Genomic DNA, 15,483 nt, shown 5'->3' with positions numbered 1-15,483 from the left:
ACAACTATTCTAGCATAATAGCTCCAATACCTCTAAATTAACAACTTTAATAATTCAATGAAGGCTCATTTACTTAAAGTTTCGAACCAACCACTGCGTTCATTTAGTGTTCGTCGGGACATAGTTAATTACTTTTTTAACAAGTATCATTACCATCCGGAAATCGAATTGTTATTAATTGAAAAAGGAACTGGAACCCAGTTTGTGGGTGATAGTATTCAACGATTTCAAGATGGCGATTTACTCTTAATTGGCTCCAATTGTCCACACTATTTACGAAGTGATAACGTGTATTTCCAAGGCGACGAAGACCTAAAAGCTAGCGCTCTGGTTATCCATTTTAACCCTGATTTATTTGGAAATTCATTCCTTAAACTACACGAAAATCGCTTTATTTTTCAATTATTAGAAGAAGCTAGAAAAGGAATCCGCATACAAGGTGAAACCAAAAAACAAATTATTTGTCGGATGAATTCTATCCTAGACAATGAAAATGATAACCTAGTTTTACACTTGTATCAAATTTTAGATCTACTTTCCATGAGTAAAGAAAGGGAAATTCTTTCCATGGGTATCCTAGAAAATTCTACCAGCGAAAAAGAAACAGAACGCCTAAATTTAATCTATAATTACTCCGTTAAGCATTTCAAAAGAAAGATTAGTATTGATGAAATTGCCAGCATTGCCCATTTAAGTCCCTTGTCATTTTGTCGGTATTTTAAGACCAAAACCAGGAAAAACTACGCCAGCTTCCTAAATGAAATACGGGTTGAATACGCTTGTAAATTGATTAAGGAAAATCAATTTCTGGTAACCCAAATATGTTATGAATCGGGCTTCAATAATTTCACCAACTTCAATAAAGCCTTTAAAAAAACCACTGGTAAAACTCCTTTTCAGTATGCGAAGGAATTCAATTAATACCTGAATATTCTGTTAACATTTTCTAAACCTATCAAACAATGAACAACAAAAAATTATTATTATCTCTACTGACAGTAGGGATGTCTTTAGGAACGGCATGGGCTATACGTGGCCAGTTTGGACATGAACATGGTGCTGCCTGGGCTGGTTCCATTGGGTCCATCGCAATTTTACTAGTAGCCAAACGACAAGACTGGTTTTCTAAGGCTTTTCAAATTATCGTTTCGGGAGCTATGGGTTGGGGAATTGGTGGCGTGATGAGCTATGGCCTGGTGGTAGGTTACGGCCGAGATACAGAATTTATCAATGTCTATTATGGCTTAATTTCCCTTTTTGTTATCGGAGGGCTTTATGGTTTTATTGGTGGAGGTTTATTTGGACTTAGCCTATCCAACTCAAGTAAAAGCCCAGTTGCCTGGCCTCAGCTTTTAGTTGAAATGGTTGTTGGAGCTATCTTATTTTACTTTTTCATCATCCAACAATATGAATGGCTAATGACTCCACCAAGAGATGAATCTTGGGCAGGTGTTTTAGGAATGGCTGCCGCACTTACCTGGTTTATGTTTCGCACCAAACAATATTCCGCCCTACGGGTAGCGCTATTTGCCGGACTAGGCGGAGGCTTTGGTTTTGCTTTTGGTAATTTCTTACAAGTATTAGGACATGTTTCCGAAATAAAATTCAATTTCTGGAATGTGATGGAGTATTCGCTCGGTTTCTTTGGTGGAATAGGTATGGCTTATGGTACGTTTACTTCCCATTGGGAAGATACAAGCGAGGAAAAGTATACTAAACAATGGTTTCCTATACTGATGTTAGTGCTGATTATTCCCTTTACCATGTGGCAACAAAATTTCCGTATGGACCGTTTGGAGAAAACCATTACCCCTTTACTCCAATCCTCCGATCAGGCCATGGAACTATCGGTTCGATGGGATTCCCTATTATTAATCCTATTTGCTGGAATATATTGGATCAATGTGCATGCCAAATCCAAGTCCTTAACCTATGAGGATATCAGAAAATTCTTCATCGGTCATTTTGGTCTTTACATGTTATTAAGCATCATGATCACCGGGGCATTCTTAAGTACCTACCGTATTGAGCAATATTTATACCTTGTCAATTTTGGTATCATTTTATATTTACTTAATCGCGTAGACCTTAGCTTTGAAAATTACTCTATTTCATGGAAAAGCTATGCGAAAAACCTAGGTATCGTCTTGGCATTCATCGCCGTATTGGCATTTATCGCTTCCAATTCGCACGATGAAATCAAAAGTTCTCATAAACGATTTGGACAAGAAATTCCACTTGAAACACCTAAACCATAACATGAAACAAATCCCTCACCTTCTTTTGGGAATAGCCCTCTTAGTGGCTATTCCTTCTTTTGCTCAAAATTTTACCTGGCCCCAAGGTAAAAAGATGGCATTGAGCCTCAGTTTTGATGATGCCCGTGCTAGTCAGGTAATTCATGGTACACAGCTGCTCAACCAATACGGCGTAAAAGCTACTTTTTTCCTTAACCCTGGTGCCATGGAAAAAAACTTAGCAGCTTGGAAGAAAGCGGTTGCTGCAGGACACGAAATAGGGAACCACAGTACTTCCCACCCTTGCACAGGAATATTTACTTGGTCTAGAAGCAATGCACTAGAAAACTATACCCTAGAAAAAATGGAGAAGGACATATTAGATTGCAATGTTTCCATCGAAAAGAACCTCGGGGTAAAAGCCGAAGTTTTTGCCTATCCATGCGGACAAACCTTTATTGGGAATGCCGCTCAAACGCAAAGCTATGTGCCACTCATAGCCAAGCATTTTTTATTAGGCAGGTTATGGAAAAGCGAAGCGCCCAACGACCCTACTTACCATAATTTTGCTCAACTGACGGGTATAGAAATGGATGGACAAGATTTTGAACAAATCTTACCTTTGATTGAAGAGGCTAGAAATTCAGGAAAATGGTTGGTATTGGCTGGTCATGAAATGAATGAGTCGGGTAATCAAACTACCCGACTCAGTATGCTCAAAAAACTCATGGAATATGCCAATAATCCAGCTAATGGTATTTGGATTGCCCCCATGGGAACGGTAGCCAAATTCATTCAATCACGCTAAACTAATGGCCCAAAATCCAGACTTTTTACCATAGGCAAAGCCAAATAATCCTGGATTAGTTTATCCAAAGCAGAGGTTTCCTTCGGCGTTAATTTACCTACATCACGGCGGGTAGCTAAACGAATGGGGAAGCCTCTTTTTTGTAATACATATTTAGCACTGGTTGGATAAACCGTATGCATCACGTCCATATTGTCGATAAAGAACTTTTGTACAGTGGCCACTTGATCTTCTTTTCCAGGTGTATTAAAGTTGGCACATAGCCAAGCGATCAGCTCTGGAAAATAATTCCCTTGAATACAAGACAATCCCATGGCACCTGCCTTTAATACAGAGACAGCATGACCCATGTAGGCATCGTATAAACCAAAATTATAACCCTGAGCAGTACGAATACGTAAGGCAACCTTAGCTAAATCCAAGGAGGTGTCTTTATGATATACCAAACGTCCTGACGGTAATAAATCTTCTAATACCTCTTGACTAATCAAGCGCTTGTAAGGTACAGGGCACTCATATATGCCAAAGGGAATTCCTGGTGTCAAATCCATGAAATGGTGCATATGCTTTAAAAACTCCGCATCTGACTCATCTTCCTTCACCATCAAGTTATTTAATACAATCACAGCATCCACTCCCAAAGCATAAATAGCTTTAGAAAAATCTGCCATTTCCTCGATACTATCTCCTAGCGTTCCCGTAGCCACTACTGGCACTCTTCCTGCTGCCGTTTTCACAACAGTTTCGACTAAACTTAAGCGCTCTGCACGAGTTAATTCATACATTTCGCTCGACAAACAATTAGCAAATAGGCCAACTGAACCTGTTTGAATATACATTTCCGTTAAACGGGCTATTCCTTCCAAATCCAAAGAATGGTCTTCTTTGAAGCTACTTATCATCACGGGTACGAAACCCTTCGGTAATTTCTGCTGCATCATTTTTACTTTTTACTAACAAATTTTTGAACAAGGCGACCGATTAATATGATGGAAATGGTCCCCAATACGACGGTCATTTTAGAATCAAAGGGGCTTCTATACGCTTCTGGGAAACTATCTTTAAAAGATATCCAAGCAATGATGGCCACGCCGGCAATGGCCCCAATTTTGGCCGCCAAATTTTCCACATGTTTTGATAAAAAACCTAGTAAGAAAATCCCTAACATACCCCCTGCAAATATCCCTGATAATTTCCACCAAACATCTAAGAGACTTTTGACGCCTATCATGCTAATGCCAAAGGTGATACCCAATAAGCCCATAATCACCGTAGCGATATGCAATACTTTCAATTGCTTAGCTGCTGGTAAATCCTTTTGAACATACCGTAAATAAATATCCTTTAAAAATACGGTAGCCGAGCTATTCATACCGCTACTCATGGTACTCATAGCTGCTGATAGCAGAGCCGCCATCAATAAACCCAACAAACCTTTTGGAATCTGTGTCTTCATGAAAAATGGCAAAACACGATCCCCATAATCAGCCGGTTTTAGGGCATCTAGGGCAATACTTTTTTCAGCGGAAACCTGCTGCTTTAATTCCAAAATCAAGGCTGGATTTTCCATGTAAAAAGTATAGAGCGCTGTTCCAATAAAAAAGAACAAACAAGAAACTGGAACAAAGTAAAATACACATAACCAAATGCTTTTAGCCGCTTCTTTGGCATCTTTTGCTGTATGGTATCGCTGAATGTAGTTTTGATCAATTCCGAAATTGGTCAAATTGATAAAGAAACCATACAACAAAACCACCCATACGGAACTGGTGCTAAAATCTGGATCAAAACTTCCTAAACTAAATTTATCATCGCGAATCCCAACTTCGATAACCTTGGAAAAACCTGTTTGGTAAATAATAATACCAACGATCATCAGTGCACCCATGGTTTTTAAAATGGCCTGAATTACTTCCGTCCAGATAACTGCCTCCATGCCACCTAGAACGGTGTAAAAAATGATGCATAAACCAGAAACGATGATAATCAAGCGCATATCTACACCCGTAAGGGCATTGATAGTCAAGGCAATTCCATAAAAAATAGTACCCATCCTGGCCAATTGCGTCATGATGAAACAGACCATGGCGTAGGTCCTTGCCCAGGCTCCAAAACGTTTTTCTAAGTGCGTATAGGCACTAACTTCTCCCGAGTTACGGTAGAAAGGAACAAAATACTTGGTGGAAACCCAGGCCGCAAATGGAATGGATAAACTAAAGACAAAAGGATTCCAGTTTGACCCAAATGATTTCCCAGGGTCACCCAAAAAAGTGATGGCACTTAAAAAAGTAGCGTAAAAACTTAAACCTAAAGCCCAGCCAGGAATTTGGCCTGAAGCCGTTGTAAATTGCTCGGAACTATTATTTTTCCTTGAAAAATAAATACCTATGGCCACCATGCAGAGCAAATAAACTACAATGATGCTAAGATCAAGAATAGGTAGTGTCATATTACAAAGTGATCACAACGTGCTTAATCTTCTCTCGCTTCCATGTATAGGTAATATGTATCTTACCATCTTTCGTTTGGATCACTGCTGGGTAGGAGAATTCAGCCTTAGGCTCTGTTTCTAATACAGCCAATTCTTTCCAAGTTTTACTATCCGAAGAAATTGCTACGTTTAGAGGAGAACGTTTACCTCCCCATTCTTGAGATTCTTTAGTCACATGGTTATAAACCAATACTTGACGGCCATCCTTTAAGGTTACTGCATCAGTTCCAGAATTGGGATTTGGAAGCGAAATGGCCTTTAAAGCTGTCCAGGTTTTACCTTGATCCGAAGAAAATGCCTCTAAAATAAATCCATTCTTACTCCGACAAAGAATTTGTAAACGTCCGTCTTTTAAAAACAAGACACTCGGTTGAATGGCAGAAAACTCTTTTCCATCATTTATGGCATCGGTGCGTGACCAGGTACGACCCCCATCTTTGGTCATTTCAAAATGAACGCGCCAGCCATTGTCCTCTGAACTAGTTGGACAAAGCAAGGTGCCATCCTTCAACATTACAGGCTTATTTTTAATCGGACCTAAAATACCGAGTGGCAATCGTTCAGCATTTGACCAAGTTATACCGCCATCTTTCGAGCGCTTAATCATACCCCACCAATCTCTAGGGGTAGGTCCTTCTTTATAGAATAATAATAACTCTCCTCCTTTTGAGGCAGGCATTTGGAATAAAACGGGGTTCCAAAGGGGATAGCGAATGGTACTATTTTGAACCCCATTAGCTACTTCTACCGGAGCCGTCCATTTACCATTCACCATTCTGCTCACCCAAATTCCTACATCTGGATTACGCTCTTCGGTTCCTCCAAACCAGGCCGTAACTAAGCCTTTGGGGGTCTCTTCAATGGTGGAGGCATGACATTCTGGAAATGGCGCCTTATCGTAAATAAATTCTGAGCTAGTAATCTGCGCGAAAGCTCCTTGACCTAGCACCATAAGTGCCAGTATGTATAAAATTTTCATAGTTAAATAGGTTCAATGGAAAGCGAAATTACACTATTTATGAGAAAATCACCCTTTTTAGCTAATTTTTTGAAAAAAAGAGTCTCCAAAAAACGAATTTAAACTTATGAAAATACCTTCCTGCAGCCAAAAAACGTATACTTAACGGATATCTTTAATTTGAATTCCTGACAAAACTTGAAAGCCATTTATACGTAAAATCTTCCTCTCACCTTCTATATTATTACCAAAAGTCTTTCTTTTATCTTCAAAACCTGCCAATAAAGTTGTGTAATGCTGCCTAATTTCCCAATGTGCAGGCACATATAAAGTAGTCCCTCCCATGATTTGAGTTAATTCAATACTTGCCGATTCTCCTTCGAATGAAACTTGGCTAAAATCAATTTCCAAACCCGCTACAATGTTGGTCAAATTGGCTCCTTTAAATTCTTTGCTCGTAGCCTGAATAGTGCTCGAATTAAAAACTACGGATACCGCTAAAAATGGGTCATCATTGATAGAAAAATGGGTATTTGATTTATCAAATGAAAAGGAATCATTTTCCATGTCTGAGCCGGATGAGTCCTTATTTTTCTTACGGTTCGACTTCTGAATCAAAGAAATCCCGACAATGATAAATACGATAGGTAAGGTATACTCAAAAATATCAATATCCATAAATTCTCGGTCTACCAAGAAGGCCCCGCCTATTAATACTGGCCAAATCCAACCAGTCCTTTGGAAAGAACTACTAATACCAGAAACTAATCCCACAATGATCAAGATGACAGGCCAAGTAAATAGCCAATCAGGGAATAAGAACCAGTCAGCCTGCCGAATAAAAAATACGACACCAACTAATAGGAATACAATACCTACGGTACTGCTAGATTTTGAAGTAGATTTTTTGCTCATGATTTTAGGGTATACAATTATTTTAACAAGTAAATCAAAAGGATTATTTCCTTCATCCAATTTGGGATAAACGGATAAAGCAGCTAGGTGAATTGTCAAAATGACGGTGTAACATGCTGACAAAGACCGACAAAAGACAACTATTTATACATGTTGATAATAAAATCTAGCATATTGTATAAATTCTGTTTTTTGTTTGATTTTGAGACTCATCAAAAATTAATAAATACACTAACTTGCGATAACTAAACCTATAAAACACCATGCGTAATTTATTATTCATTGCTCTTTGTCTCAGCATTTTCGCTTGTTCAACTGAGAAAAAGAATGCTCCCAAGCTGTCCAAAGAACACCAAAAAGCCCTTGATGATTTTCAAATCATGGAAGGATTTGAAATTGAAATGGTCGCCGCAGAACCCTTGGTAACTGATCCTGTAGCTATGGAAATAGATGAAGATGGCAACTGGTTCGTATTAGAAATGCCAGGTTACCCTTTGGACTTAAGTAAAACGGGACAAGTGCGTAAACTTATAGACAGCAATGGTGATGGCTATCCAGATAAATCGGAGATTTTTGTGGACAGTTTGACCCTTCCCATGGGAATTATGAAATGGAAAAAGGGAATCATCGTGGCTGATGCTCCTAATATCCTCTATTTCGAAGATACCAATGGCGACAATAAAGCGGATAAAAGAGAGGTCATCTTAACTGGGTTTTCTTTGTCCAATCCCCAACACAATATGAATACGCCTAAGTTTGGTCTTGACAACTGGATTTACTTAGGCCACTCTGGATCCATCAATTCCTTTGCCTATGAATACCTGTTTGGGGATAAAGGAAGTGACATTCGCTATCCTTCAAATCCAAAGGCAAATATTCTTCCCAAAAATGGTAATGGGCGAAATGTGCGCTTCAAACCAGATAGTTTTGGACTAGAATCCATGTCAGGAGAAACTCAATACGGCCATACCTTTGACCCTTGGGGCCATCGATTTTATACGGATAATGCCGATCATTTATACCATGAAGTATTGGATGCTCGCTATACCAGCACCAACCCAAATTTAGTTATACCAGAAGCCATGGAAAAAATCCCCGATCATGGGGATGCTTGTGAGGTATATCCCATTTCAGAGAATCCCAATCATCAATTATTAACCGATGTGGGAGTCGTGACATCAAGTTGCGGCATCACCTGGTATGATGGAGGTGCATTTGGAAAGGATTTTAGTCAAGTGACTTTTGTTGGCGAACCAGTACATAATTTAGTCCATGCCGATATCATTGATTCGAAAGGTTCTACCTTTTCTGGCAAAAGACTATTGGAGAAAAAAGAATTTTTAGCTTCCAAAGACCCCTGGTTTAGACCCGTTAATTTTTATGTAGGACCTGACGGGGCTTTATATGTGATTGACTATTACCGACAATTGATCGAGCATCCGGAGTGGATGTCGGAAGAAGTGAATAAAAGCGGAGCCTTGTACAATGGTAAAACCAAGGGACGCATTTATAGAATCACTAAAAAAGGAAGGACAGGAATGAATTGGATGAATGAAACACGTTTATCGAAAGAATCCTCCGAAAAGCTGGTGGAGCTTTTACAATCCGACAATGGTTGGTTCAGAAAGACTGCGCAGCGCTTGTTGTTCCATCGCAAAGATGTCTCGGTAGCACCAGCTTTACAAGAAATCATAGCCAATAAGGAGGCAGAAGCCAGTGTACCGGCCTTATGGTTATTATCTGATTGGGGTAAATTGACTCCAGCAGATTTGGTGGGAGCATTAGGAAATAAAACGGCCGGGGTGCGTGAAAACGCTTTAAAAATTGCCGATCAGCATTGGCATTTACCGGCTTTCGCCTCCGATAAAGCATTGACCCAATCTATCATAGAAACCGCTAAAGATACGGATGCCCGCGTTCGTTTTCAATGGCTTTGTTCTTCTGCCTTTTTTACTTTTCCAGAAGCCGTAGCTCTGAGAAGTATTATTTTGAATCAAGATATTGACGACCATTGGGTGGGCGTAGCTGCTATTGCCGCATCAAAGGGCTCAGAATTAAATTTGTTAAAAGGAGCGATTGCCAACTTTGGGAATAAGCCTTCAGAGGGAAAAGAAAATTTCTTTGCCTATGCCGCAGCGGCATTAATGAAAAAGCAAGACATAAGTTTCTTAGCATTAACGAGCGATTTACAAGTAAGCAATGATTGGTGGCAGGCAGCTTTACTTAAAGGTTTAGCTTCCTATGCTGATTATGCCGAAAAGAAAATTAACTTGGATGAAAAGCAAAAAAATGCCCTCGCTAAATCCTTCATGATTTCCCCAGATGCTAAGATGCGCCATGCCATCATAGCGGTATTTAAAGCGGTAGGTTTACCGGCAGATAAAGCATTTGCTAAAGAGGTTTTTGCTAAATTTTCAGGCAGTCAAGATGCCAAATTCCAGGAGGATGCCTTAGCCTTATTAAGCTTGCCAAAGGATCCAGCATTCACTAGCAAATTAATTTCATTCATTCGTACTTCTACCAGTGAATCCATTCAATTGGCTAGTATCAAGGCGCTCCCTAATCAAATATCTACTCAAGAAATAGCCCAGATCAATCAAGTATACACCAAGATGAAAATGCCTTCTCGTAAGGCTTGGATTCGGTATCAAATTGTGAATGAAAAATACATGATTCCACTCTTGAAGGAAATTGCTAATAAAAATATCCCTAAGTCAGATTTGGAGTGGCCTCAATTGGTAGAGCTAATGAATTCGTATGATGCCAATATCCGAAAATTAGCGCGTGAGGTTTTGGCCATCAGTGAGGATAGAAAAGCCGTTTTACAAAACTATTTACCTGCAGCTGATATGGCAGGAAATGCGGCAAAAGGCAAAGAAATTTTTAAGAGCAATTGCACCGTTTGCCATCAAATCAAAGGGGTCGCTGGAGTAGCATTTGGGCCAGATTTGTCAACGTTGAAAAGTAGAAATGCGCTTTCAATTATTACTGAAATTATCAACCCGAATAACTCCATCGCTGATAAATATGGCAACTGGGATTTACAATTATCCGATGGTACCCGACTATCCGGAATTATAACTTCTGAAAATGATAATTCCCTAAGTTTAAAACAAATGGGTGGAGCCGTACAGGTTATCGAGAAATACCGCATCAAGTCAAGAGTCGCATCCAAGGTTTCTGCCATGCCAAATGGATTAGATGCCAATATCAAACTTCAGGATATGGCTGATTTAGTGGCATTTATCAAAGGAATTTAAACCGAAAAATGACTAGGGTTGCCAGCGTTTGGAACGCTGTCAACCCTGTTACAAAAACAAAATAATCGAATTTTTTATTCAAGAATCTGATATATTTGGACATTCGCTCTATTTACCTATTAACTGATAATGATGTCCAAAACAGCACTAGCATGTATCGCCCTATTATTGGCATTTAATGCCTTTTGTCTCAAGCCTAAAAAAGAAAAATGGGTTTCCTTATTTAATGGGAAAGACATCAAAGATTGGACTGTAAAAATATACCACCATGAAGTGGGAGATAATTACGGTCAAACATTCCGGGTAGAAGATGGCATGATTAAAGTGCGGTATGACCAATACGACCATTTTAATAATCGCTATGGGCATTTGTATTATAAAAAACCGTTTTCATACTATAAACTCCGCTTAGAGTATCGATTTACGGGTATTTGGAGAAAAGATGCCCCCGATTATACCTTAAAAAACTCGGGTGTCATGTTCCACTCTCAAGACCCCAAAACCATGCCAAAAGAACAGGATTGGCCAATTTCTGTGGAAATGCAATTTTTGGCCGGCTTAGGCGATGGAAAACCTAGACCCACAGGAAATATGTGCTCACCCGGAACGGATGTATTTTATCAGGGTAGAAAAGATCCGAGGCATTGCATTAACTCTAGTTCTAAGACCTATGAAGGAGATCAATGGGTAAAAGCCGAACTCGTAGTACTAGGAGATTCCTTAGTAAGCCATTATATCAATGGAGAAAAGGTATTGGAATATACCCAACCTCAAATTGGTGGAGGTGTGGCCAATGGCTATGATCCTGCGATCAAAATTGATGGAAAATTATTGAAAGAGGGATATATTGCTCTGCAAAGCGAAGGCCAAGAAATCGATTTTAGAAATATCGAAATTCAAGTTTTACCCATTCCAAAATCCAGAAAAAAATGAGGCTAAAAAAGACACCATTGCCCTGGATATGTTTACTTTTCATTTGCTCATGGAGTAGCTTACAAGCTCAGCTATTTGATGCCTCCGTCAAACGAGTGCTTTTTCTAGGTAATAGCATCACCTATGCTGCTGGTTATGTGCAGGCGATAGAAGCTTACCACAAAGCCCATTTCCCCCAACATAAAATTGAATTCATCAATGCCGGTTTACCTAGTGAAACCGTCTCAGGCTTGTCAGAAGAAGGACATGCCGATGGGCGATTTCCTAGGCCAGATTTACACGAAAGATTGGACCGTGTGCTACTTCAAACCCAACCCGATATTGTTTTTGCTTCCTATGGCATGAATGATGGCATTTACCTGCCTTTGGATTCCCTTCGTTTTCAAAAATTTAAAGATGGCATTACTTGGCTACATGCCCAAATTGAAGCTCGGGGTTCTAAAATCATACACCTGACTCCCGCCCCTTACGATGAATTATTAGGGAAAAAATTAGGCTATGCCCAAGTACTAGATCGCTATTCAGAATGGCTCATCCAACAAAAAAACTGGGAGGTGATTGATGTGCATTTTCCTATGAAGCAATACCAATCGAACCAACAAAAGATAGACCCAAATTTTGCTTTAGCGAAGGATGGTGTTCATCCGGGAGATTTGGGACATTGGCTTATGGCCCAACAAATTTTATTTCACTTAGGTCAAAAGAATATACTTCAATCGAACTCCATCCTCCAAGCTTTATCGAATCTGAAAGACCCTCAGGCTTTCTATCAACTCATTGTGCAAAGACATAATTTGATGAAGGATGCTTGGCTTGGCTCAACAGGACATCGGCGACCTGAAATGAAAAAAGGACTTCCTTTGATGGAAGCCCTACAATTATCTTTAGCCATAGACAAGCAAATAGACGCGATGCTCGCTCCTTAGTCCACCATCAATTGTTCGAACAAAAATAATTGTGATGATTTAGGGTCAACAATCACCCGAACCGCTTCCATATCCGCCTCTCCAAAAACTTGTAAACGCGTAAAATTCAATATCGTCGACTTCTTATCTGGCATCAACAATGGCTTCTCAATAATCAAGCGATGTGAATCTCCATTGATCCACAAAACAGGCTTTCCATAGGCACGGGTTAATGCTGTTAATTTCTCTACAATTTGAGTAAATCCGGTTGGAACAGCACCATGGTAAAACATGTCGGCCTGTGTAAAAAACACCAAACCTTTCTTATTGCTCGCCTTCGCAAACACTTCCTCCAACCACGCTTGATTGGCCTTTTCGCGATCATTAAATTCCGTGTTATCGGCATTTCCCCCTTTCAAATTATTGTTTGAACCCACTAAGTGAATCGTCGCGAATTGTATACCGCCATATTCCCAAGCATTATTTTCCACATAATTAGCAAAAGCAGGATTCTCAGACTGAGAAACTAATTTAATCTTCTTCTTCCCAAAGCTTTCCTTCTTAGCAAAAAACACTTTTCTCAGTTCTTTTAAGCGTTCATTGGCATCATATTCTCCAGCAGCTTTGCGGTGACAATCCGTCCATTCGTTATCACCAGGTGTATATACCAAAGGCTGATCAAAGGTTTCAAAATACTGATGTATTTTATAAAAGTACTCCGTAGAGCATGGGGTAGACCCGGATTTAATGTCTCCCACATGAACACTAAAAATAGGTTTCTCTTGATTTATCTTGTTGATCACTCCCTCAAACCTAGCATAGTCTTCAGGCAATTTATAGGGCATATCTCCAAACGCGATGAAATCAAATTTTTTGTTTTGAGCGAAAGCTCCCAGACACAGCAGTAAGCTGAAAAGGAATGTTGATAAAAATTTCATAAGATAGGTTTATGTTTTTTGCTTTACTTTTTCAAAAGTCGCATCATAATCTTCGCGTAAAGTTCCCATAATCCGGTCCCAAAACAGCAAATACAAGCCATAATTTCCTTTAAAATATTTATGATGCTGGTTATGACTTACCGAAGTATTAATCCATTTGCCAATCCAAGTTTTAGAAAAACCTGCTGGATATAATTCCCATCCCAAATGGCCATAAGCATTGTAAATGATGGAGAAAAAGAAGAACAAATATATGTGACTTTGATGCACTGGAATCGTAAAAACAAATAGGACAAAAATGCCCGTTTCTACGATAGATTCCAAAGGGTGAAAGGCATAAGCCGCCCAGGGCGAAGGGTTAGTCGACAAATGATGTACTTTATGGACCCATTTGAAAATACTTGGATGGTGCATAATTCGATGAGCCCAATAGAAATAGGTGTCGTGCATTAAAAACATCAACAAATACGCGAACCAATAATAGCCCCAACCCATCTCATTCATTCGGTCATAAAGCGTCGTATAGGGCCTTACGGCTGGGTTTTGTACAATGAAAATGGGTACGGCCGCAAAAAGAATTATGGTCCCAAATGAATAAGCCATTTCACGCAAATAATCCTTGTTAGCAGGAAATGCAGCTTGTATTTTTTTACTGGATAAGGCCCTCCTAAAAAGGACATAGAAAATCAAGAAGTATACTCCTGCCACCAAGTAATATCGGCTACCTATACTCAAGGCAATTTGAAGAAATTTTTCTACGCTCATAGGTATAATTTTGCCTGGTAAAAATATGGAATTCAAGCCGCTTAAAAAACTTTGCCAGTCCGAATTCAAACTCATCCTGCATATTTTTACATTTATGAAACAGAAAAGCCTAGATTAGCGTTACTATAAAGCTTCCCAACCCCATGACATGAGTCAAGAAAATAAAAGAGCCTTCTATTTTAAAATCTATGAGCCTGAGAATCAGAGCCCTTTCGATAAGCTTTTTGCTATTTTCAAAGAGCTGATTGTGCATACTTCAGGTGATTTGGATGAGGCGATCGACTGGCTTCGGGAATTAGATAAAGAATATCAGCTAACGGATGAGGCCTATACCATCGACGATTTCATTGAAGACCTGAAAAAAAGAGGCTATATACGGGACGAAACGAAGGAAGATGGGAGTTCGGGTTTGGGCATCACCGCCAAAACAGAGAGAGCCATTCGTCAACAAGCGCTGGATACGATTTTTGGTGACTTAAAACGCAGTGGGTCAGGAAACCATAAAAGCAAACATCCCGGTAGTGGCGATGAACATACGGGTGAGTTTCGTGAATACCGTTTTGGCGACAGTTTAGAAAAAATTTCTTTGACAGAAAGTCTACGCAATGCCCAGATTAATCATGGCATGGACCAATTCCAACTCAGCGAAGATGACTTGGTGGTCGAAGAATCCTTACATAAATCTCAAATGAGTACCGTGCTGATGATAGACATCAGTCATAGCATGATTTTGTACGGAGAAGACCGAATTACCCCAGCCAAAAAGGTAGCCATGGCCTTAGCCGAACTTATCACAACACGCTACCCTAAAGACACTTTGGATATTTTGGTCTTTGGCAATGACGCCTGGAGTATTTCCATCAAAGATTTGCCCTACCTCAAAGTAGGTCCTTACCATACCAACACCGTGGCAGGCTTACAGCTCGCTATGGATATTTTAAGAAGAAAAAGAAATACCAATAAGCAGATTTTCATGATCACAGATGGTAAACCCAGCTGTGTGAAATTACCGAATGGGGAGTACTACATGAATAGCAATGGCCTAGATGAGTACATTGTTGACAAATGCTATACCCAAGCTCAGCAAGCCCGAAAATTACATATTCCTATCACCACATTCATGATTGCTCGGGATCAATACCTGCAACGATTTGTGAATGAATTTACCCAAGCCAATCAAGGCAAAGCCTTTTATACAGGGCTAAAAGGATTGGGAGAAATGATCTTTGAAGACTACGAAACGAATCGAAAAAAACGCATTAAATAAAGCCAC

The 15,483-nt window shown here is 39.6% G+C and carries 13 protein-coding genes; 7 read left to right on the top strand and 6 right to left on the bottom strand.

The genetic code is table 11. The annotated features are described in order from the left end of the window. Nucleotides 1–57: 57 nt before the first annotated feature. Genes ACST15_RS10435 through ACST15_RS10425 form a run of 3 tightly spaced genes read left to right on the top strand, consistent with a single transcriptional unit; the run spans nt 58 to nt 3,045 of the window. Nucleotides 58–921: an AraC family transcriptional regulator gene (locus ACST15_RS10435; RefSeq protein ID WP_459454594.1), complete on the top strand. Its 864-nt coding sequence runs from the start codon at nt 58–60 to the stop codon at nt 919–921. Nucleotides 922–962: 41 nt separating this feature from the next. Further along, a complete protein-coding gene (locus ACST15_RS10430) occupies nt 963–2,258 on the top strand; it encodes a hypothetical protein (protein ID WP_459454593.1) in 1,296 nt (431 codons plus the stop codon). 1 nt (nt 2,259) lies between these two features. Beyond that, nucleotides 2,260–3,045: a polysaccharide deacetylase family protein gene (locus ACST15_RS10425; RefSeq protein WP_459454592.1), complete on the top strand. Its 786-nt coding sequence runs from the start codon at nt 2,260–2,262 to the stop codon at nt 3,043–3,045. Here the strand turns inward: ACST15_RS10425 and ACST15_RS10420 are convergent. The 4 genes from ACST15_RS10420 to ACST15_RS10405 all read right to left on the bottom strand — a co-directional run bounded on the left by ACST15_RS10420 (nt 3,042) and on the right by ACST15_RS10405 (nt 7,508). Beyond that, the gene (locus tag ACST15_RS10420; protein WP_459454591.1) at nt 3,042–3,986 is read right to left on the bottom strand and encodes a dihydrodipicolinate synthase family protein; all 945 of its coding nucleotides are present in this window, start codon (nt 3,984–3,986) and stop codon (nt 3,042–3,044) included. The two genes, ACST15_RS10425 and ACST15_RS10420, sit on opposite strands and share 4 nt — an antisense overlap. Before the next feature lie 2 nt (nt 3,987–3,988). Next, entirely contained in the window at nt 3,989–5,494 is a 1,506-nt protein-coding gene (locus ACST15_RS10415; protein WP_459454590.1) for a sodium:solute symporter family protein, read from the bottom strand. A 1-nt stretch (nt 5,495) separates the two neighbouring features. Continuing rightward, nucleotides 5,496–6,515 (bottom strand): sialidase family protein, encoded by a 1,020-nt coding sequence (locus tag ACST15_RS10410; protein ID WP_459454589.1) that lies wholly within the window; start codon nt 6,513–6,515, stop codon nt 5,496–5,498. A gap of 141 nt (nt 6,516–6,656) precedes the next feature. Further along, nucleotides 6,657–7,508, bottom strand: a complete 852-nt coding sequence (locus ACST15_RS10405; RefSeq protein ID WP_459454588.1) for a LiaF transmembrane domain-containing protein — start codon at nt 7,506–7,508, stop codon at nt 6,657–6,659. Between the two features lie 164 nt (nt 7,509–7,672). Between ACST15_RS10405 and ACST15_RS10400 the strand changes: the two genes are divergently transcribed. The 3 genes from ACST15_RS10400 to ACST15_RS10390 all read left to right on the top strand — a co-directional run bounded on the left by ACST15_RS10400 (nt 7,673) and on the right by ACST15_RS10390 (nt 12,528). Beyond that, nucleotides 7,673–10,669 carry a PVC-type heme-binding CxxCH protein gene (locus ACST15_RS10400; protein WP_459454587.1) on the top strand — a complete coding sequence of 999 codons (2,997 nt, stop codon included), beginning with the start codon at nt 7,673–7,675 and terminating at the stop codon, nt 10,667–10,669. Nucleotides 10,670–10,801: 132 nt separating this feature from the next. Continuing rightward, the gene (locus tag ACST15_RS10395; RefSeq protein ID WP_459454629.1) at nt 10,802–11,602 is read left to right on the top strand and encodes a 3-keto-disaccharide hydrolase; all 801 of its coding nucleotides are present in this window, start codon (nt 10,802–10,804) and stop codon (nt 11,600–11,602) included. Then, nucleotides 11,599–12,528 (top strand): SGNH/GDSL hydrolase family protein, encoded by a 930-nt coding sequence (locus tag ACST15_RS10390; protein ID WP_459454586.1) that lies wholly within the window; start codon nt 11,599–11,601, stop codon nt 12,526–12,528. The genes ACST15_RS10395 and ACST15_RS10390 overlap by 4 nt, the downstream gene beginning before the upstream one ends. Here ACST15_RS10390 and ACST15_RS10385 read toward each other — a convergent pair. Next, nucleotides 12,525–13,445: a metallophosphoesterase gene (locus ACST15_RS10385; protein WP_459454585.1), complete on the bottom strand. Its 921-nt coding sequence runs from the start codon at nt 13,443–13,445 to the stop codon at nt 12,525–12,527. The two genes, ACST15_RS10390 and ACST15_RS10385, sit on opposite strands and share 4 nt — an antisense overlap. A 9-nt stretch (nt 13,446–13,454) precedes the next feature. Then, nucleotides 13,455–14,210 (bottom strand): sterol desaturase family protein, encoded by a 756-nt coding sequence (locus ACST15_RS10380; RefSeq protein ID WP_459454584.1) that lies wholly within the window; start codon nt 14,208–14,210, stop codon nt 13,455–13,457. A 148-nt stretch (nt 14,211–14,358) separates the two neighbouring features. Between ACST15_RS10380 and ACST15_RS10375 the strand changes: the two genes are divergently transcribed. Beyond that, nucleotides 14,359–15,477, top strand: a complete 1,119-nt coding sequence (locus ACST15_RS10375; protein WP_459454583.1) for a vWA domain-containing protein — start codon at nt 14,359–14,361, stop codon at nt 15,475–15,477. Nucleotides 15,478–15,483: the final 6 nt, after the last annotated feature.

The organism is Aquirufa sp. Wall-65K1 (assembly GCF_054558475.1).
The sequence above is the reverse complement of the archived record's forward strand: the minus strand, read 5'-3'. Positions and strand labels throughout refer to the sequence as shown.

Coding starts and splice junctions, on each gene's coding strand:
- ACST15_RS10435 (WP_459454594.1), top strand. CDS start 58: ATGAAGGCTCATTTACTTAAAGTTTCGAACCAACCACTGCGTTCATTT.
- ACST15_RS10430 (WP_459454593.1), top strand. CDS start 963: ATGAACAACAAAAAATTATTATTATCTCTACTGACAGTAGGGATGTCT.
- ACST15_RS10425 (WP_459454592.1), top strand. CDS start 2,260: ATGAAACAAATCCCTCACCTTCTTTTGGGAATAGCCCTCTTAGTGGCT.
- ACST15_RS10420 (WP_459454591.1), bottom strand. CDS start 3,986: ATGATGCAGCAGAAATTACCGAAGGGTTTCGTACCCGTGATGATAAGT.
- ACST15_RS10415 (WP_459454590.1), bottom strand. CDS start 5,494: ATGACACTACCTATTCTTGATCTTAGCATCATTGTAGTTTATTTGCTC.
- ACST15_RS10410 (WP_459454589.1), bottom strand. CDS start 6,515: ATGAAAATTTTATACATACTGGCACTTATGGTGCTAGGTCAAGGAGCT.
- ACST15_RS10400 (WP_459454587.1), top strand. CDS start 7,673: ATGCGTAATTTATTATTCATTGCTCTTTGTCTCAGCATTTTCGCTTGT.
- ACST15_RS10395 (WP_459454629.1), top strand. CDS start 10,802: ATGTCCAAAACAGCACTAGCATGTATCGCCCTATTATTGGCATTTAAT.
- ACST15_RS10390 (WP_459454586.1), top strand. CDS start 11,599: ATGAGGCTAAAAAAGACACCATTGCCCTGGATATGTTTACTTTTCATT.
- ACST15_RS10385 (WP_459454585.1), bottom strand. CDS start 13,445: ATGAAATTTTTATCAACATTCCTTTTCAGCTTACTGCTGTGTCTGGGA.
- ACST15_RS10380 (WP_459454584.1), bottom strand. CDS start 14,210: ATGAGCGTAGAAAAATTTCTTCAAATTGCCTTGAGTATAGGTAGCCGA.
- ACST15_RS10375 (WP_459454583.1), top strand. CDS start 14,359: ATGAGTCAAGAAAATAAAAGAGCCTTCTATTTTAAAATCTATGAGCCT.